This window comes from Sphingomonas sp. CV7422 (assembly GCF_027945725.1).
GTDB lineage: Bacteria > Pseudomonadota > Alphaproteobacteria > Sphingomonadales > Sphingomonadaceae > Sphingomonas > Sphingomonas kyungheensis.
Genome location: NZ_CP115900.1, coordinates 114,699 through 131,766 on the forward strand (window position 1 = coordinate 114,699; position 17,068 = coordinate 131,766).

18 protein-coding genes are annotated in these 17,068 nt (G+C 68.7%); 7 read left to right on the forward strand and 11 right to left on the reverse strand.

Annotation, left to right across the window (positions count from 1 at the left end; translation table 11 throughout):
- Nucleotides 1–78 precede the first annotated feature (78 nt).
- Nucleotides 79–2,244 (forward strand): transglycosylase domain-containing protein, encoded by a 2,166-nt coding sequence (locus PBN85_RS00615; protein ID WP_271299813.1) that lies wholly within the window; start codon nt 79–81, stop codon nt 2,242–2,244.
- Here PBN85_RS00615 and PBN85_RS00620 read toward each other — a convergent pair.
- From PBN85_RS00620 to PBN85_RS00630, 3 genes are read right to left on the reverse strand one after another with little or no spacing between them, the layout of a single operon-like run.
- Nucleotides 2,220–2,906 carry a M48 family metallopeptidase gene (locus PBN85_RS00620; protein ID WP_271299814.1) on the reverse strand — a complete coding sequence of 229 codons (687 nt, stop codon included), beginning with the start codon at nt 2,904–2,906 and terminating at the stop codon, nt 2,220–2,222. The two genes, PBN85_RS00615 and PBN85_RS00620, sit on opposite strands and share 25 nt — an antisense overlap.
- Complete coding sequence (locus PBN85_RS00625; protein WP_037535958.1) at nt 2,903–3,331, reverse strand: YcgN family cysteine cluster protein; 429 nt, start codon at nt 3,329–3,331, stop codon at nt 2,903–2,905. Before PBN85_RS00625 ends, PBN85_RS00620 begins: the two co-directional genes overlap by 4 nt.
- Complete coding sequence (locus PBN85_RS00630; RefSeq protein ID WP_271299815.1) at nt 3,328–3,909, reverse strand: SCO family protein; 582 nt, start codon at nt 3,907–3,909, stop codon at nt 3,328–3,330. Before PBN85_RS00630 ends, PBN85_RS00625 begins: the two co-directional genes overlap by 4 nt.
- 63 nt (nt 3,910–3,972) lie before the next feature.
- Here PBN85_RS00630 and PBN85_RS00635 point away from each other — a divergent pair, with 63 nt between their 5' ends.
- On the forward strand, nt 3,973–4,569 hold the full coding sequence (locus PBN85_RS00635; protein ID WP_037535954.1) for an ankyrin repeat domain-containing protein: 597 nt from the start codon (nt 3,973–3,975) through the stop codon (nt 4,567–4,569).
- Nucleotides 4,570–4,690: 121 nt separating this feature from the next.
- Here PBN85_RS00635 and PBN85_RS00640 read toward each other — a convergent pair whose 3' ends face one another.
- Both PBN85_RS00640 and PBN85_RS00645 read right to left on the reverse strand, forming a co-directional pair.
- The gene (locus PBN85_RS00640; protein WP_271300810.1) at nt 4,691–5,356 is read right to left on the reverse strand and encodes an HAD family hydrolase; all 666 of its coding nucleotides are present in this window, start codon (nt 5,354–5,356) and stop codon (nt 4,691–4,693) included.
- Nucleotides 5,356–6,024 (reverse strand): YggS family pyridoxal phosphate-dependent enzyme, encoded by a 669-nt coding sequence (locus PBN85_RS00645; protein WP_271299816.1) that lies wholly within the window; start codon nt 6,022–6,024, stop codon nt 5,356–5,358. Before PBN85_RS00645 ends, PBN85_RS00640 begins: the two co-directional genes overlap by 1 nt.
- A 20-nt stretch (nt 6,025–6,044) precedes the next feature.
- On the opposite strand from PBN85_RS00645, the gene PBN85_RS00650 reads away from it, so the two are divergent.
- The gene (locus PBN85_RS00650) at nt 6,045–6,587 is read left to right on the forward strand and encodes a thiamine phosphate synthase (RefSeq protein ID WP_333781835.1); all 543 of its coding nucleotides are present in this window, start codon (nt 6,045–6,047) and stop codon (nt 6,585–6,587) included.
- On the opposite strand, the gene PBN85_RS00655 is transcribed toward PBN85_RS00650, so the two are convergent.
- Entirely contained in the window at nt 6,560–7,252 is a 693-nt protein-coding gene (locus tag PBN85_RS00655; protein ID WP_037536168.1) for a hypothetical protein, read from the reverse strand. The genes PBN85_RS00650 and PBN85_RS00655 overlap by 28 nt on opposite strands.
- Before the next feature lie 244 nt (nt 7,253–7,496).
- Between PBN85_RS00655 and PBN85_RS00660 the strand changes: the two genes are divergently transcribed.
- Genes PBN85_RS00660 through holA form a run of 4 tightly spaced genes read left to right on the forward strand, consistent with a single transcriptional unit; the run spans nt 7,497 to nt 12,068 of the window.
- Nucleotides 7,497–7,940 carry a DUF3576 domain-containing protein gene (locus PBN85_RS00660; protein ID WP_037535950.1) on the forward strand — a complete coding sequence of 148 codons (444 nt, stop codon included), beginning with the start codon at nt 7,497–7,499 and terminating at the stop codon, nt 7,938–7,940.
- Between the two features lie 8 nt (nt 7,941–7,948).
- The gene (leuS, locus tag PBN85_RS00665) at nt 7,949–10,567 is read left to right on the forward strand and encodes a leucine--tRNA ligase (protein ID WP_271299817.1); all 2,619 of its coding nucleotides are present in this window, start codon (nt 7,949–7,951) and stop codon (nt 10,565–10,567) included.
- The gene (lptE, locus tag PBN85_RS00670) at nt 10,564–11,052 is read left to right on the forward strand and encodes an LPS assembly lipoprotein LptE (protein WP_037535946.1); all 489 of its coding nucleotides are present in this window, start codon (nt 10,564–10,566) and stop codon (nt 11,050–11,052) included. Before leuS ends, lptE begins: the two co-directional genes overlap by 4 nt.
- On the forward strand, nt 11,049–12,068 hold the full coding sequence (gene holA, locus PBN85_RS00675) for a DNA polymerase III subunit delta (RefSeq protein ID WP_271299818.1): 1,020 nt from the start codon (nt 11,049–11,051) through the stop codon (nt 12,066–12,068). Before lptE ends, holA begins: the two co-directional genes overlap by 4 nt.
- Here the strand turns inward: holA and PBN85_RS00680 are convergent.
- The 5 genes from PBN85_RS00680 to mnmG are packed head-to-tail and all read right to left on the reverse strand — an operon-like array spanning nt 12,065 to nt 16,941.
- Entirely contained in the window at nt 12,065–12,808 is a 744-nt protein-coding gene (locus tag PBN85_RS00680; RefSeq protein ID WP_271299819.1) for a dienelactone hydrolase family protein, read from the reverse strand. The two genes, holA and PBN85_RS00680, sit on opposite strands and share 4 nt — an antisense overlap.
- A complete protein-coding gene (locus tag PBN85_RS00685; RefSeq protein ID WP_271299820.1) occupies nt 12,808–13,713 on the reverse strand; it encodes a ParB/RepB/Spo0J family partition protein in 906 nt (301 codons plus the stop codon). Before PBN85_RS00685 ends, PBN85_RS00680 begins: the two co-directional genes overlap by 1 nt.
- The gene (locus tag PBN85_RS00690; RefSeq protein WP_271299821.1) at nt 13,710–14,498 is read right to left on the reverse strand and encodes a ParA family protein; all 789 of its coding nucleotides are present in this window, start codon (nt 14,496–14,498) and stop codon (nt 13,710–13,712) included. Before PBN85_RS00690 ends, PBN85_RS00685 begins: the two co-directional genes overlap by 4 nt.
- On the reverse strand, nt 14,495–15,109 hold the full coding sequence (rsmG, locus tag PBN85_RS00695; protein WP_271299822.1) for a 16S rRNA (guanine(527)-N(7))-methyltransferase RsmG: 615 nt from the start codon (nt 15,107–15,109) through the stop codon (nt 14,495–14,497). The genes PBN85_RS00690 and rsmG overlap by 4 nt, the downstream gene beginning before the upstream one ends.
- Complete coding sequence (gene mnmG, locus PBN85_RS00700) at nt 15,106–16,941, reverse strand: tRNA uridine-5-carboxymethylaminomethyl(34) synthesis enzyme MnmG (protein ID WP_271299823.1); 1,836 nt, start codon at nt 16,939–16,941, stop codon at nt 15,106–15,108. The genes rsmG and mnmG overlap by 4 nt, the downstream gene beginning before the upstream one ends.
- Nucleotides 16,942–17,068: the final 127 nt, after the last annotated feature.

Genomic DNA, 17,068 nt, shown 5'->3' on the forward strand with positions numbered 1-17,068 from the left:
GAGACAGGCTCCCGTCGCCGAAGATCGCCGCGGGGCGCTTGTCCACATCGCGCTAAGCCGGTAATCGCCACCGTCTCCATGGCCCGTGCGCGCACCCCCCGCTCCGCTCCCGCCCGCCGCGCCCCGTGGCGCCGGCGGATCGTCCTCTCCGTCCAGATCCTGATCGGGCTCGCCGTCCTCGCCTTCGGCGCGCTGGTCATCGCGGTCTATGTCGCGAAATCGCAGCTGCCGAGCTTCGAGGAGCTCAAATCCTCGCCCAACGGCCAGATGATCCGCGTCCACGCCGCCGACGGCACCGTGATCGTGTCGATGGGGCCGAGCTATGGCGAATGGCTGCCCTATGACAGCATTCCGCGGGTGATGCGCGAGGCGACCGTCGCGGTCGAGGATCGCCGCTTCTACAGCCATCCCGGCGTCGATCCGATCGGCATGGTGCGGTCGCTGCGCGTCAACCTCGAACGCGGCCGCCGCGTGCAGGGTGCCTCGACGATTACCCAGCAGCTCGCGCGCAACGTCTTCCTCAACAACCAGAAGAAGTTCGGCCGCAAGTTCCGCGAGGCGATCCTGGCGCTGGCGCTCGAGCGCAAGTTCAGCAAGGAGCAGGTGCTCGAGCTGTACCTCAACAAGGTCTATTACGGCGGCGGCGCCTATGGCATCGACGCCGCCTCGCGCAAATTCTTCGGCCATGGCGCCAATACGCTCAACCTCGCCGAGGCGGCGGTGATCGCCGGGCTGGTCAAGGCTCCCTCCAATTATTCGCCGACCGCGGATGCGCAGGCGGCGGTCGGGCGCGCCGGGGTCGTGCTCGACGCGATGGTCCGTGCCGACGCGATCACCCCCGAACAGGCGCGCGAGGCCGATCCGGAAGCGCTGCGCCTCGCCCCCGAACCCAAGCAGAACAGCGCGCGCTATTTCACCGACTGGGCGCTGCCGCAGCTCGATACGCTGATCGACGAGACGCAGGCGCCGCTCGACGTGTGGACGACGCTCGATCTCGGCATGCAGCGCGCGGCGGATGCGGCGATCCGCGCCAATGCCCCCGATGGCGCGCAGGGGGCGCTGGTCAGCCTTGATCGCGACGGCGCGGTCAAGGCGATGGTCGGCGGCAAGGATTACGTCTCGTCGATCTACAATCGCGCGACGCAGGCGCAGCGCCAGCCGGGCTCGGCGTTCAAGCTGTTCGTCTATCTCGCCGCGCTCGAAGCCGGGCACAAGCCCGAGGATCAGGTGGTCGACGAGCCGGTGACGATCGACGGCTGGAGCCCGCGCAACGATTCGCGCCGCAACAGCGGCCCGGTGACGCTGCGCACCGCCTTCGCCTTCTCACTCAACACGATCGCCGCCAAGCTCGGGCAGGAGGTCGGCTTCACCACCGTCGCCGACATGGCGCGGCGGTTCGGCATCACCACGCCGATCAACACCCATCCGTCGATGGTGCTCGGCACTTCGGACGTGCGGCTGATCGACATGACCCGCGCCTTCGCCAGCGTCGCCGCCAAGGGCGTCGCGGTGACGCCGTATGGCATCACCCGCGTCACCGCCAACGGCCAGACGATCTACACGCACGAGGTCGATCGCAGCCATGTCCTCGTCGCGCCCTATGTCGCTGCCGAGATGACCGACCTGTTGCAGACCGCGGTCAACACCGGCACCGGCCGCGCCGCGCAGATCGGCCGACCGGTCGCGGGCAAGACGGGCACCACCACCTCGTCGAAGGACGGCTGGTTCCTCGGCTTCTCGAGCGGACTGACCACCGGCGTGTGGATGGGGCGCGACGATGCGCGTCCGATCGCCGGGCTGCACGGCGGCACCGCGCCGGCGCGTGCCTTCGCCGCCTTCATGAAGCCCGCCACCGCCAATCGCCCGATCGAACAGTTCGAGACGCAGGTGACCTTGCCCGAATGGCAGCTCGAGCCCGACGAGGAGAGCTATTACGGCCAGCCCGACAATGGCGGCGCGATGGTCGACGAGGATGGCAATCCGGTGCCGGTGGCGCCGCGCGACGACCAGCAGCAGCAGGACGAACAGAGCATCCGGCCGCAGGACAGCGCGCCGCAGCAGCTCGACGATCTGATCGACCGCGTCACCGGCCGCGACGCACCGCCGGCCAGAGACGACCACCGCGACGACCGGCGCGACGACCGGCGGGACCCCAATGCACCGCGACCGCCGTCAGCGCGGGACGGCACCGCCGGCCGTCAGCCGCTGCAACGCCCCTATCAGGACGATCGCCCGACCCAGTGAAGCGCGGCGCCGTGCTCGCGTAGCCAGGCGCGCGCCGGCGTCGGGTCCTCGCCGTACAGTTGCGCGACGAGCGCATGAAACGCGGGCGCGTGGTTCATATGGACACGATGCGCGACCTCATGCGCCACCGTCGCGCGGCGGACGAAACCGGGGGCGAGGATCAGCCGCCAGCTGTAGCGGATCGCGCCGTCGTGCGCGCAACTCCCCCACCGCCCGCGCGGATCGCCGATCGCGACGCGGGCGACGGTGACCCCTGCCCTGGCGGCATAATATGCGGTCTCCTCGGTCAGCAGTTCGAGCGCCTGCCGCTTGAGCCAGGTTTCGACCCGTCGCGGCAGCGTCTCGATCGGGCCGGACAGCGACAGCGTCTCGCCGATCGTCTCGACCCGGCGGCGGCTGCCCGGCTGCCAGTCGATCGTCAGCACCGTGTCGGCGACGGTCAGCACCAGCCCCGGTGCGAAGGGCCGCGGCTGCGGCAGGCGCGCGCGCTGCTCCGCGATCCACTCGGCCTTGCCCTGCGCCCACGCCACCGCGGATTTGAGCGCGGCACGTTTCGGGACGATCAGCCGCGCCCGCCCGCTCGCCGGATCGAGCGTCAGCCGGATGCGCCGCGCGGTCGGGTGCCGGACGATCTCGAACTCGGCCGCGGCGGGGGCGCTCACAAGTCGCGTTCGACGATATGGTTCTCCATATCGCCGACATCATCCTCGCTCACCGTCCAGCCGCGCACCGAGATGCCGGCGCGATGCACCGTCTCGCGATCGCCGCTGATCAGATAATGCCAGTCGCGGAGCGGCTCGCCCGCAGCGCGCAGGCGATAGGCGCAGGTCGACGGCAGCCAGTCGATCTCGCGCACCGAACGCGCGGTCAGCCGCACGCATTCGGGGACATAGGCGTGGCGATGCTTATAGTCCGAGCAGAAGCCGCTGCGCCGGTCGAGCAGGCGGCAGGCGACGTTGGTCGGGACGATCTCGCCCGTCTCCTCGTCCTCGAGCTTGTGGATGCAGCATTTGCCGCAGCCGTCGCACAAGGCCTCCCATTGGCCGCGATCGAGCTGCTCGATCGGCAGCTCCCAGAATTTGGTCATTTCGCCCAGCGCTTGATCTCGGCGGCCACGGCGCGCGGCCCCTGCTCGGTCGGCAGCAGCGCAAGCGGCTTGCCGTCCGGATCCATCAGATAGGTGGTGCGGCTGTGATTCACCAGATAGCCGCCGCCCGGCTGCGTCGCACCCTTGCCGGCATAGACGCCGAACGCCTTGCTAACCGCGGCGATCTGCGCCGGCGTGCCGGTCAGCCCGATCATCCGCGGGTGGAAGGCGGCGGTGAAGGACTTGAGCACCTTGGGCGTATCGCGCGCCGGATCGACAGTGACGAAGATCGGCACGATGCGCTTGGCGAGATCGGGATCGCTGCGGTCGAGATCGCTCAGCGCGGCGCCGATCGTCGCCGCGTCGGTCGGGCAGACGTCGGGACAGAAGGTATAGCCGAAGTACATGATCCGGTAGCGGCCGGCGAACGCACGGTCGCTGACGGTGCGGCCGTCCTGATCGGTCAGCGTGAACGGCCCGCCGATCTTCGCTCCCGCAAGCGGCGGCGTCTCGGGTGGCGCCGGCTGGCAGGCGACCAGGGCGACGGCGGCGAGCGGGGCGAGACGCAGAATGTTCATGACCGCGCCAGCTCTGATCTGTTACGCCACGCCCCGCAAGCCTTCGTCGTCAGGGACCCCGTCATGAACCGTTCGCGCTTTCTTTTCGCGCTCGCCGTCGCCCTCGCCCCGCTTCCCGCCGCCGCGCAGCAGCAGTCGGAAAGCTACAAGTTCCTTTCCGCGATCGAGAAGGAAGACGGCAAGGAGGTCACGACGATGATCGAGACGCCGGGCAGCACGATCATCAACACCAAGGCGGTGACCACCGGCAAGGGCGCGCTGCACATCCTCGTCGATCATTCGGGCAGCCTCTACATGCAGTATCTGCTGCAGCATAAGGCCGATCCCAACATCCGCGATGCGCGCGGCAACACGCCGCTGATCCTCGCGGCGCAGGCGGGGCGCGAGGATCTCGTCGACCTGCTGCTGACCTACAATGCCAATATCAACCTCGCCAACGGCGCGGGGCAGACGCCGCTGATCGTTGCGGTCAATTCGCGCAACGAGCCGATCGCGCGCAAGCTGCTCGCCAAGGGTGCTGATCCCGACCAGACCGACAATCTCGCCGGCCTCTCCGCACGTGCCTATGCGCTGCGCGATTCGCGCAACCCGGCGATGGTCGCGCTGTTCAAGGATGCGCCGAAGAAGACGCGCGCGCAGGTGGCGGGGCCGAAGTTCTGATATTGGTCCGCACGGCGGCGCAGCGGAATCTATGACCGTGTCGGCGGCCTCGCTCCCCCACCTGGTGGGGTGACGGGGCCGCGCTTTGATGCGTGCCCCCTCTGCGCCTCGGCGTGAATCCTCAGGCCGCGAGCAATCGCGCGACCGTGGCAAAATCCCCCGCCACCGCGTCGACCCCCAGCGCCCGCAGCCGCGCATCGTGGCCGATGCCGCAATGCGTGCCGGCGCTCAGACCGATCACATAGCCGCCCGAGGCGACCGCCCCGGTCGCGCCGACCGGCGAATCCTCGATGATCGCGCAATCGGCGATGGCGACGCCGAGCGCCTCGGCGCCGAACCAATAGAGGTCGGGCGCGGGCTTGCCGTTGCGGACATGTTCGCGGCCGCTGTAGATATGATCGCCGAACGCATCGCTGAGGCCGATATGGTCGAGGTGACGCCGGATCCACGCGGTCGGGCTCGACGACACCACCGCACGCGGCAGGTCCGCGGGCAGCGAGCGGACGAACGCCACCGCGCCGGCGACCGCATCGATCCCCTCCGCCATCGCGCGCGCATCCTCCGCCTGCCGCGCCGCGGTGAAGCTCTCCGGCAGCGGCCCGCCGATCCAGCCTTCGATCGCCGCGCGGAAATCGGCGCCGGCCAGCCCCATGAACTGCGCCATCGACTGTTCGGGCGTGGTCGGATGCCCCGCCGCGGTCAGCCATTCGGCGATCTGGCGGTTGCCGGCATATTCGCTCTCGATCAGCACCCCGTCGAAGTCGAACAGCAAGGCCTTGCAGCGCATCATGCCGCCCCCCGCGTACCGAACAGCGCGCTGCCGACGCGGACATGCGTGGCGCCGAGCGTCACCGCCGTCTCGTAATCCGCCGACATGCCCATGCTGAGCCCGGCCAGCCCGACCTCGCGCGCCAGCTTGGCGAGCAGGGCGAAATAGGGCGCCGGCTCGACATCGGCGGGGGGCAAGCACATCAGCCCCGCCACCGGCAGCCCCGCGTCACGCGCACGGGCAAGCAGCGCCGGCAGCGCGTCGATCGCGCAGCCGCCCTTCTGCGCCTCGTCACCGATATTGACCTGCAGGAAGCAATCGGGACGCCGCCCGCTCTTGGCGATCGCCTTGCCGAGCGCATCGACGAGCGACTCCCGATCGACGGCGTGGATCGCATCGAACAGCGCCACCGCCTCCTCGGCCTTGTTCGACTGGAGCTGGCCGATCAGGTGGAGCGCGACATCGGGATAGGCCTCCCGCAGTGCCGGCCATTTCGCCGCCGCCTCCTGCACGCGATTCTCGCCGAAGACGCGCTGGCCGGCGGCGAGCAGCGGTCGGATCGTCTCGGCGTCATGCGTCTTGGACACGGCGATCAGCGTCACGGCGTCGGCGCGGCGGCCGGCGATGCGTGCGGCGTGCGCGATCCCGGCGGCGACCTGGTCGAGCGGACTGGTGGAAGGCGTCATGCCCGCCCTATAGCGGGGCGGTGGGCAATCTGAACCGCAATATCGATCCGCGCCGCCATGCCTGGTTGATGACCGATCCGCGAATCGACGCGGCGCTGTTCGCGATGCTGCGCGCGCTGCCACCGGGCGCCGGGGTGGTCTTCCGGCATCAGGCGCGGTCACGACGCGAGCGCCATGCGCTGTTTCTGCGCGTCCGCCGGCTCGCCCACGCCCGCCATTTGCGGCTCAGCGCCGCCGGACCGATGCCGGGCGCGGCGGCGCACAACGGCCGGCACGCGCTGACCCACGCGGTGCATGACCGGCGACAGGCGATGACCGCGATGCGCGCCGACGCGACCTGGCTGTTCGTCTCGCCGCTCTATCCGACCCGCTCGCATCCCGGCGCGCCTGCATTGGGGATCAGGCGCGGCTTGGCGATGACGCAGGGGCTGGCAGGACAGCGGGTGGCGCTCGGCGGGATGACCGCGGCGCGGTGGCTGCGGTTACGCGGCTACGGCTTCGACGGCTGGGCCGCGATCGACGGCCTCACCCCGGATCAGAAGCGGAAGGCCGTCCCGACATAGACCGACTGGCTGTCGCGATGCTCGTCGTCGAGCCGCGCCAGCCGCTCGCGATCCGAACGATAGCGCATGCCGGCGGTGACATCGAGGTTGCGGGTCAGCGCATAGGAGCTGCTCACGTCGACCGAATAGCTCGGCAGTTCCTGCGTCAGCTTGGGCGTGTTGTCGAGCGGCCGGTCGGCGACGGCGATCAGGCGGCTGCTCGCGCGGCCGGCGCGATAGCTGACCGCGACGTCGGTCGATTCGCGGCTGCCCGGGATCGGCCCGAGATCGATGCGGTTGACCGCACCGGAGACGGCGAAGCGCTTCCAGCCGACCGAGACGCCGAGATTATAGGCGATCGGAGCGATCCCCACCGTCGGTGCCGCCAGCGCGGCGGCCGGGCGGGTATCGATCAGCGCGGTCCGGCTCGACCGCGCGCGCACCGCGACCGTGACGGCGCGCTTGTCCTGCTGCGCCTCGGCCGGGGTGAAACGGAAGTCGGCTTCGTCAAGACCGCCGCGTGCGATCGCCGCGGCGAGTCGCGGATCGGCGGCGGCGGGCGTGAACGCACCCGACAGGCGCGAGGGCATCGCGCGCTTGACCGTCGCCACGCGCTCGCTGGCGCCAAAGGCAGGCGCGACCATGAGAGCGGTAACGCTGAGCGCCACCGTCGTCACTCCGGTCATCGCACGCCGCATGGCACGCTGGGCAAACACGAGCAGTCCCCTCAATTCCCGCTTGGCAACGCGCCTACCACGATTCCGGCGCACACCAATATGGAACCTTGCCGCCGTCAGGCGACATTTCGCCCGACTGTTGCAATAGTCACACATATTGGCCGCTCCCCGCGGTCACGACGCGTCGCTTGCGGCGCCTCTCCTGCATCTATAGAGCGAAAAGCGCCCTTTTTATCGCAGGACCGTTACGCCCATGATCCGCCCGTTGCGCACCGCCCTCATGGTCGCCGTCATCGCGCTGCCGCTCGCCGCTTGCGGCGGTCGCGGCAACAAGGCCGTCGCCCGCACCGACCTTGCCGCCTCGAAGGTGACGACGATCGGCGTCAATGCCTATCTGTGGCGCGCCAGCCTCGACACCCTGTCGTTCATGCCGCTGGTGCAGACCGATTCCAACGGCGGCGTCATCGTCACCGACTGGTACGTCAACCCGCAGGTGCCGACCGAGCGGATGAAGGTGACGGTGTCGATCCTCGATCAGGATCTGCGCGCCGATGCCGTCCGCGTCGCCGCGCTGCGCGAGGTCAACCGCAACGGCCAGTGGGTCTCCGCCCCGGTCGCTGCCGCGACGACGCAGAAGCTCGAAGACGTCATCCTCACCCGGGCCCGCGATCTGCGCCGCGCATCGATCGCGGGGTAAACCAGACCATGGCCACGCGTTTCAACGCGCTGCAAGCGGACTCGACCTGGCAGAAGGTCTGGGACGACCGCCAGACCTTTGCCGCCCGCGACGACAGCGGCAAGCCGCACAGCTACGTGCTCGAGATGTTCCCCTATCCGTCGGGGCGCATCCATATGGGCCACGTCCGCAATTATACGATGGGCGACGTGCTGGCACGGTTCCGGCGGATGCGCGGCTATGAGGTGCTGCATCCGATGGGCTGGGACGCCTTCGGCATGCCCGCCGAGAATGCGGCGATGGAAAAGGGCGTCCATCCCGGCACCTGGACGCTCGCCAATATCGAGACGATGAAGGCGCAGCTGAAGCGCCTCGGCTTCGCGCTCGACTGGAGCCGCGAACTCGCCACCTGCAAGCCCGATTATTACGGGCATGAGCAGGCGCTGTTCCTCGACATGTTTGCCGCCGGGCTGGTCTATCGCAAGGAATCGGCGGTCAACTGGGACCCGGTCGACATGACCGTGCTCGCCAACGAGCAGGTGATCGACGGACGTGGCTGGCGCTCCGGCGCGCTGGTCGAGAAGCGCAAGCTCAGCCAGTGGTTCCTCAAGATCACCGACTTCGCCGACGAGCTGATCGACGGCCTCGGCAAGCTCGATCACTGGCCCGACAAGGTCAAGCTGATGCAGGAAAACTGGATCGGCAAGAGCCAGGGGCTGACCTTCTCCTTCGAAATCCTCCCCGGCACGGGGAGGGGGACCGGCGAAGCCGGTGGAGGGGGGCTTCCCCAAAGTGCTTCGCCTGTTGAAGCCCCCCTCCACCACCAGCCTGCGGCTGGCGGTCCCCCTCCCCGTTCCGGGGAGGAGCGGGTCGCGGTCTTCTCGACCCGTCCCGACACGATCTTCGGGGCGAGCTTCGTCGCGGTGGCGGCCGATCACCCGATCGCGCAGGCGATCGCCGACCGGCCCGAGGTCGCGGCCTTCATCGAACGCTGCAAACAGGGCGGCACCACCGCCGCCGAACTGGAAACGCAGGAAAAGCTCGGTTTCGACACCGGGCTTACCGCCGCCCACCCGTTTGACGCAACCCGGCGGTTGCCGATCTACATCGCCAATTTCGTGCTGATGGACTATGGCACCGGCGCGGTGATGGGCGTGCCCGCGCACGATCAGCGCGATCTCGATTTCGCGCGCAAATATGATCTGCCGGTACAGCGCGTCGTCGCCGACGGTGATTTGCGCGATCCCGTCTTCGTTGGCGACGAGGCCTATACGGGGCCCGGCGCGCTGGTGAACTCGGACTTCCTCGACGGTCTCGATGTCGAGGCCGCCAAGCGCGAGGTGATCGCGCGCGCCGAGGCCGGCGGCTGGGGCAAGGGCGCCACCGTCTACCGCCTGCGCGACTGGGGGGTGAGCCGCCAGCGTTACTGGGGCACGCCGATCCCGATCATCCATTGCGATGCGTGCGGCGTGCAGCCGGTCCCCAAGGCGCAACTGCCGGTCGTGCTGCCGGAGGACGTCTCCTTCGCCATCCCCGGCAATCCGCTCGATCGTCATCCGACCTGGAAGCACGTCGCCTGCCCGGCGTGCGGCGAGCCGGCGCGGCGCGAGACCGACACGCTCGATACCTTCGCCGACTCATCCTGGTATTTCATCCGCTTCGCCAGCCAGCCCAAGGACAAGCCGTTCGATCGCGCGGTCGCCGAGCGCTGGCTGCCGGTCGGCCAGTATATCGGCGGGGTCGAGCATGCGATCCTCCACCTGCTCTACGCCCGCTTCTGGACGCGCGCGCTCAAGCATATCGGCATGCTCGATATCGCCGAGCCGTTCACCGGCCTGTTCACGCAGGGCATGGTGACGCACGAGACGTACAAGTCCACCGACAATCGCTGGCTGTCGCCCGACGACGTCCGCGACGGCATCGAGATCGCGACCGGCCAGCCGATCACCGTCGGCCGCGTCGAGAAGATGTCGAAGTCGAAGAAGAACACGGTCGACCCTGAGCCGATCGTCGATCGCTACGGCGCCGACGCGACGCGCTGGTTCATGCTCTCCGACTCGCCGCCCGAACGCGATCTGCCGTGGAGCGAATCGGGTATCGAGGGCGCGTGGCGCTTCGTGCAGCGCCTGTGGCGGCTGTTCGACGGCGACGATACGGTCGCCCCCGGCGGGGGCGGCGATCCGGCGCTCGACCGCAAGCTGCACCAGACGATCCTCGGCATCGAACAGGATATCGAGGCGCTCGCCTTCAACAAGGCCGTGGCCAAGCTGTACGAGCTGTGTACCGCGATCGAACGCGCCGCACCCAGCCCGTCGCGCGGCAACGCCATCTACACGCTGATGCTGCTGGTCGCGCCGATGGTGCCGCACGTCGCCGAGGAAGCCTGGGCCGCCAAGGGCTTCGACGGACTGATCGCCGACGCCGCCTGGCCCGAGGTCGATCCGAAACTGCTCGTCGAGGATGAGGTGACGATCGCGGTGCAGGTCAATGGCAAGCTGCGCGACACGCTCACTCTGCCCAAGGACATGGCGCGCGAGCAGATCGAGGCGGCGGCGCTGTCCGCCGACAAGATCGCGCGGCTGCTCGACGGCAAGCCCCCCAAGAAGGTGATCGTCGTGCCCGGCCGTCTCGTGAACATCGTCGCATGAAGCGCCTGCTCGCCCTCGCGCCGCTCGCGTTGCTTGCCGGCTGCGGCCTCCATCCGCTCTACGCGGGCGGCGGCGCCGGGCCGGTCGCCGGCACGCTCGCACATGTCGAGGTGACGCCGATCGACGGCAAGTCGGGCTGGCTGATGAGCAATGCGCTGCGCGACCGGCTCGCGGCGAGCGGCACGCCGCAATATCGGCTCGACGTGCGGCTCGACGACAAGATCGCCGGCTTCGGCGTGCGTCGCGACGACAGCGTGACGCGCGAGCGGCGGACGCTGCGCGCACGCTTCCAGCTGGTCAATCTCGCCGACGGCAGCGTGCTGCTCGACGATACCGCCGGGTCGGATGCCGGCATCGACGTCGTCCAGTCGGAATATGCGACGATCGCGGCGGAGAATACCGCGCTCGAGCGTCTGTCCGGCATCGTCGCCGACCAGATCGTCGCCCGCCTCGCCGTCTACGCGCGCAGCCGCCCGAGCCGATGAAGGCGAACGCGCGCGACATCCGCACCGCGCTCGAACGCCCCTCGCCCGACATCCGCCTTTATCTGCTGCACGGACCGGACGGGTCGGCGGCCGCGGACCTCGCCGGCCTGCTCGCGAGGGCGATGGGGCCGGAGGCGGAGCGGATCGACCTCGACGGCGCGACGCTGCGCTGCGACCCGGCACGGCTCGCCGACGAGGCGGCGTCGCTCTCCTTGTTCGGCGGCGCCCGCCATATCCGCGTCGCCCCGGCGGGTGAGGAATGCCTCGACGCCTTCACGACGCTGCTCGCCGCGGATCATGCCGGCAACCCGGTGGTTGCACTTGCCCCGACGGTCAAATCGACCGCCAAGATCGTCAAGCTGGCGATCGAATCCCGCCGCGCGCTCGCCTATGCCGCCTATGAGCCGAGCGCGGCGGACTTGGAACGGCTTGCCGCGACGATGGCGCGTGACGCCGGGCTGCGGCCGGCGCCCGGAGTCGCCGCGCGGCTCGCGGCGAGTTGCGGCGGCGATCGCCTCGTGCTCGGCCGCGAGATCGACAAGCTCGCGCTGTTCCTCGACGCCGCGCCCGACCGTCCGCACGATGCCGACGAGGCGGCGCTCGATGCGATCGGCGCCGATCTCGGCGAGGCGGAGATGACGCAGGTGGTCGATGCCGTGATCAGCGGCCAGACCGCGTTGCTCGGCGCCGAACTCGGCCGGTTGCACGAGGCGGGAACGTCGCCGATCCCGTGGCTGCGCCTGCTCGCCCGCCGGCTGATGACGCTCGCCGAGATGAAGGCGGAGATCGATGCCGGCGCCGGTCAGGACAGCGTCTTCAAACGCCATCGCATCTTCTTCCGCGAGGAGGCTGCGACCGCGCAGGCGCTGCGCCGCTGGACGCCGGCGATGCTCGCCACCGCGCTGCTCCGCGTCCGCCATGCCGAGCGTGCGATCATGGCGAGCGGCAATGCCGGTGGCGTGCTTGCCGACCATGCGCTTACCGAATTGACCCGCGGGGTCGAACGCCGCGGTTAGCCGCGCAGGACGCGATCGAACAGCGCCAGCGCCCATCCGGTCGCTGCGACGAACAGCGCCGGATCGTAGCGCGGCCCCTCGTCGCGCAGGAAGGCGTGCTGGGCATTCACCTCATGCCATTCGTAGCGCGCGTCGACCGCCTCCAGCCGGGCGCGGATCGCCTCGCGTCCGGCGAAGGGCACATGCGGGTCCTGCCGCCCGAAGACGAACATCGTCTCCGCCTGTAGCTCGGCCATGCGCACGAGGCTGTCGTCGCTGCGCCCGGCCCCCAAGGTGCCGCTGTGGATATCGGTGGGATAAAAGAGCGCCGCGGCCGACACGCGCGGATCGAGCGCGGCGCGATAGGCGAGATGCCCGCCGAGGCACACACCGATCGTTCCGACGCGGCCGCTGCACGCCGGATGCACGAGCAAGGCACCGATCACCCGCGTCGCATCGGCATCGAAGCCGGCCACCGGCTTGGTGAATTTGAGATCGTTGCCCCGCGCCGTCCCCTCGGCGTCGTAGCGCAGCACCGTCCCCGGCGCCTCATAGTCGTGATAGACTTCCGGCACCGCGACGACATAACCGTGACCGGCGAAGAACGCCGCCAGCCGCCGGATCGGATCGGTGACCTGGTAGATTTCCGAATAAAGGACGAGGCCAGGAAACCGCCCCTCCCCCGCCGGCCGGAACCAATGCGTCCGCATCAACCCGCCGGCTGTCGGCAGATCGTCATATTCGTCGCTGCGCAGGATCATCAGATCGAATCGCCGGTGAGTCGCTGACAGACCATGTCGAGCTGATCGAGCGTCGAATAGGTCAGCGTGATCGTGCCGCCCTTCTCGCTATGCGCGACGCGGACGTGCAGCCCGAGCAGATCGGACAATTGCCGTTCGAGCGCGGTGATATCCGCATCGGGCGGCGAGGTCGGGGCGCGGTCGCGGGACGCACCACCGGGCCGTTCGGGTTTGGCCCCCTTTGCCAGTTTCTCGGTCTCGCGCACCGACAGGCCGCGCGCGACGACCTGTTCGGCAAGCATCTCGACGTCGCGCGAGCCGAGCAGCGCCCGCGCATGTCCCATCGACAGCGACCCGTCGGTGACGCGATCCTGAACCGCAGCCGGAAGTTCCAGCAATCTCAATAGGTTAGCGACGTGGCTACGCGATTTGTGGACGATCTTGGCGAGCGCCTCCTGGGTATGGCCATATTCGCCGGCGAGTCGCTGATAGGCCTGTGCCTCTTCGATCGCATTGAGGTCCTGCCGCTGGATATTCTCGACCAGCGCGATCTCGAGCGTCTGCGCATCGTCGAACTCGCGCACGACGACCGGCACTTCGTGCAGCCGCGCCCGTTGCGCCGCGCGCCAGCGCCGCTCGCCCGCGACGATCTGATAGTCATGGCCGTGTGGCCGCACGACGATCGGCTGGATCAATCCGCGTGCCGCGATCGATGCGGCGAGTTCGTCGAGCAGCGCATCGTCGAAATGCCGGCGCGGCTGATCCGGGTGCGGCGCGAGCGCGCTGACCGGGAGCATCCGCACGCCGGTCGGCACCTTATTCTCGCCGCCGGGATTGACCGGCGCTTCGGTGGCGATCTCACCTAGCAGGGCGCTGAGGCCCCGACCCAGGCCGGCCGGCCGGCTGCGCTTCGCGGCGTCGCTCATGCCGCGGCTGCCGTCGGCGGCATCTGCGGCAACCGCGCGATCAGCTCGCGCGCCAGACCGATATAGGCCTGCGACCCCGAGCACCGATAATCGTAGATCAGCGCCGGCAGGCCGTGGCTCGGCGCTTCGGACAAGCGGACGTTCCGCGGGATCACGGTATCGAACACCACCTTGCCGAGCACCGCACGGACATCCGCCGCGACCTGATCGGTCAGCCGATTGCGGCGATCGTACATCGTCAGCGCGACGCCGAGGATCGCCAGCCCCGGATTGAACCGTTCGCGGATCCGCTCGACCGTGGTGAGCAATTGCGACAGGCCTTCGAGCGCGAAGAATTCGCATTGCAGCGGCACGAGCAATTTGTCCGCCGCGACCATCGCGTTGATCGTCAGCAGCCCGAGCGAGGGCGGGCAGTCGATCAGCACGATATCCCAACGGTCCTTGGCATGGGCGAGCGCGCGATCGAGCCGGTGGGTACGATGATCGAACTCCACCAGTTCAATCTCCGCGCCCGACAGATCCTGCGTCGCCGGGACGAGATCGAGCCGCGGCACCTTCGTCGTGATGATCGTGTCGGCGATCTCCGCCTCGCCGATCAGCACGTGATAACTGGACCGGCCACGCTGGCCCTGGGAAATGCCCAGGCCGGTCGAGGCATTGCCCTGCGGATCGAGATCGATCAGCAGCACCGTCTTGCCGGTTGCCGAGAGCGCCGTGGCAAGGTTGATCGCACTGGTGGTCTTGCCGACACCACCCTTTTGATTGGCCACCGCAATACAGGTCATCGCGCGCGTCCTTGCTTGTGGTCCACGAGGAGGATCGTGGATTGAGGATCGGTCAAACTGTGTTCCACGTGGAACACTCGGGTTCGGTCACGCCGGAGCCGGGCCAATTCTTCGGCCTCGATCCGTCCACGTGGGAGGATCCAGCGTGTCTCCGGTGTGGCGCAATGCTCCGCCGCTTGCAAAAGCTTTTCGACCGATGCCACCGCCCGTGCCGAAATCGTTGCGAACGTACCGGTAACAGACTCGACCTTGGCCGCCACGACGCGGGTGTTCGTCAGGCCGAGACGGGAGGCAGCCTCCTCCAGAAACGCGGCGCGCTTGCGTCGCGGCTCGACCATGGTCGTAGGCTGGTCACCGCAGATGGCAACGATCATGCCGGGGAAGCCGCCACCGGTGCCGATGTCGAGCCAGTCTCCAGATTGTTCCACGTGGAACATAAGCTGCGCCGAATCCAGTCCATGGCGGCTCCAGATCGAAGCGACGCTGGCCGGCGAGATCAGATTCTGCTGCTCCGTCTCGACACATACCATGTCGAGAAAGACGCCGACCCGCGCCGTCCGCGCCTCGCCGAACCGCTCGACGAACCACGCACGTGCCTCCGCTTCGGTCATGCCGCCCGCCGTTGCGCATAGAGATAGATGGCGGTCATCGCGGCGGGCGTCACGCCCTGGACGCGCGCCGCCGCACCCAGCGAGGTCGGCCGTGCCTTGCCGAGCCGGTCGATCATCTCGTTCGACAGTCCGGGGATCGCACCATAATCGAGGGCCGGCGAGAGCGCCACCGCCTCGTCGCGACGCATCCGTGCCACCTCTTCCGCCTGCCGTTCGATATAGGGAGCATAGCGGGCATCCTCGACGACCTCGTCGACGATCGCTGCGGGCGCCATCCCCCGCACCTCGGGCGCCAGCCGGTCGAGCGACAGGTCACCGATCCGCAGCCATTCATACAGGCTTCGCCGGCTGCCATCCTGTGCCACCTGCACGCCGAGCATCGCGACCTGCGCCGCGCTCACCATCGTCTCGAGCGCCGCGCGGATCGTCGCCCGCGCCTCGGCCTGCCGCTGCTGATGCGCCAACCGGTCCGCGCCGACACAGCCGAGCGCAGCGGCAATCGGCGCCAGCCGGGTCTCGGCATTGTCCGCCCGCAGCGACAGCCGGTATTCCGCGCGCGCGGTCAGCATCCGATAGGGTTCGGTCACACCTTGCAGGACGAGATCGTCGATCATCACGCCGGTATAACTGGAGGCGCGGTCGAGCACGCAGGGGGCGAGATCACAAGCGACAGCAGCCGCGTTCAGACCCGCGACGAGCCCCTGCCCTGCCGCTTCCTCATATCCGGTGGTGCCGTTGATCTGCCCGGCGCAATAGACGCCGGGGATCGCCGCAAGCGCCAGCGTGGCGTCGAGCGCGCGCGGATCGAGATAGTCATATTCGACCGCATAGCCGGCGACGGTGATCGTCGCCCGCTCCAGACCAGCGATGCTGCGGATCATCGCGGTCTGTACATCCGCCGGCAGCGAGGTCGACAGGCCGTTGGGATAGACGGTCGCGTCGTCGAGACCTTCGGGCTCGAGGAAGACCTGATGGCCGTCGCGATCGCCGAAGCGATGCACCTTGTCCTCGATCGACGGACAATAACGCGGTCCCTGCCCCTCGATCGCACCCCCGAACAGCGGCGAACGATCGAGCCCGGCGCGGATCGCATCATGCGTCGCACCGTTGGTCCGCGTCACCGCACAGGCGATCTGCGGCAACAGCCGGTGTTCGGTCATCGGCGACATCGTCCAGGGATCGACGTCGGATCGCTGCTCCTCGAGCCGCGCCCAGTCGATCGTCCGGCCGTCGAGCCGGGGCGGCGTTCCGGTCTTGAGGCGTGCAAGCGGCAAGGAGAGTGCACGCAACTGCTCGGCCAGCCGCCGCGCCGGGCGTTCGCCGATCCTGCCGCCCTCATGTCGCTCGTCACCGCGGAACATGCGACCGCCGAGGAAAGTCCCCGTCGCCAGGATCACCGTCCGGCCCGCGATACGACTGCCGTCACCCAGTAGGACGCCAGCGACGCGATCACCGGTGAGGTCGAGCGCCTCGACATCTCCTTCCGCCACCGTCAGCGCCGGAAGGGCTGCGAGCATCGTCTGGATCGCTGCGGCATAGCGACGCCGATCCGCCTGGACCCGCGGCCCCTGCACGGCCGCCCCCTTGCTGCGGTTGAGCATACGATAGTGGATCGCGGCGGCATCGGCAGCGCGACCGATCAGGCCATCGAAGGCATCGACTTCACGGACGATATGCCCCTTTCCGAGGCCGCCGATCGCCGGGTTGCACGACATCGCGCCGATATGGCGGCGGTCGTGACTGAGCAGCAAGGTCTTGGCACCGCGGCGGGCGGCGGCAGCGGCGGCTTCGGTGCCGGCGTGGCCCCCGCCGACGACGATCACGTCATACATGCCCTCCGCCTAAGCCAGAGCCATGCGCAGGTCAAAATTGTTCCACGTGGAACACTTTGATCAAGTAACTGCCCTAGGGTTTCACGTGGAACAGTCTGTGCGCAACTGCGGGATAAACGTTCCACGT

Bases quoted from the DNA above. Each gene is read 5' to 3' on its own strand.
- PBN85_RS00615 (WP_271299813.1), top strand. From the start codon at position 79: ATGGCCCGTGCGCGCACCCCCCGCTCCGCTCCCGCCCGCCGCGCCCCG.
- PBN85_RS00625 (WP_037535958.1), bottom strand. From the start codon at position 3,331: ATGACCAAATTCTGGGAGCTGCCGATCGAGCAGCTCGATCGCGGCCAA.
- PBN85_RS00630 (WP_271299815.1), bottom strand. From the start codon at position 3,909: ATGAACATTCTGCGTCTCGCCCCGCTCGCCGCCGTCGCCCTGGTCGCC.
- PBN85_RS00635 (WP_037535954.1), top strand. From the start codon at position 3,973: ATGAACCGTTCGCGCTTTCTTTTCGCGCTCGCCGTCGCCCTCGCCCCG.
- PBN85_RS00640 (WP_271300810.1), bottom strand. From the start codon at position 5,356: ATGCGCTGCAAGGCCTTGCTGTTCGACTTCGACGGGGTGCTGATCGAG.
- PBN85_RS00645 (WP_271299816.1), bottom strand. From the start codon at position 6,024: ATGACGCCTTCCACCAGTCCGCTCGACCAGGTCGCCGCCGGGATCGCG.
- PBN85_RS00655 (WP_037536168.1), bottom strand. From the start codon at position 7,252: ATGACCGGAGTGACGACGGTGGCGCTCAGCGTTACCGCTCTCATGGTC.
- PBN85_RS00660 (WP_037535950.1), top strand. From the start codon at position 7,497: ATGATCCGCCCGTTGCGCACCGCCCTCATGGTCGCCGTCATCGCGCTG.
- leuS (WP_271299817.1), top strand. From the start codon at position 7,949: ATGGCCACGCGTTTCAACGCGCTGCAAGCGGACTCGACCTGGCAGAAG.
- lptE (WP_037535946.1), top strand. From the start codon at position 10,564: ATGAAGCGCCTGCTCGCCCTCGCGCCGCTCGCGTTGCTTGCCGGCTGC.
- holA (WP_271299818.1), top strand. From the start codon at position 11,049: ATGAAGGCGAACGCGCGCGACATCCGCACCGCGCTCGAACGCCCCTCG.
- PBN85_RS00680 (WP_271299819.1), bottom strand. From the start codon at position 12,808: ATGATCCTGCGCAGCGACGAATATGACGATCTGCCGACAGCCGGCGGG.
- PBN85_RS00685 (WP_271299820.1), bottom strand. From the start codon at position 13,713: ATGAGCGACGCCGCGAAGCGCAGCCGGCCGGCCGGCCTGGGTCGGGGC.
- PBN85_RS00690 (WP_271299821.1), bottom strand. From the start codon at position 14,498: ATGACCTGTATTGCGGTGGCCAATCAAAAGGGTGGTGTCGGCAAGACC.
- rsmG (WP_271299822.1), bottom strand. From the start codon at position 15,109: ATGACCGAAGCGGAGGCACGTGCGTGGTTCGTCGAGCGGTTCGGCGAG.
- mnmG (WP_271299823.1), bottom strand. From the start codon at position 16,941: ATGTATGACGTGATCGTCGTCGGCGGGGGCCACGCCGGCACCGAAGCC.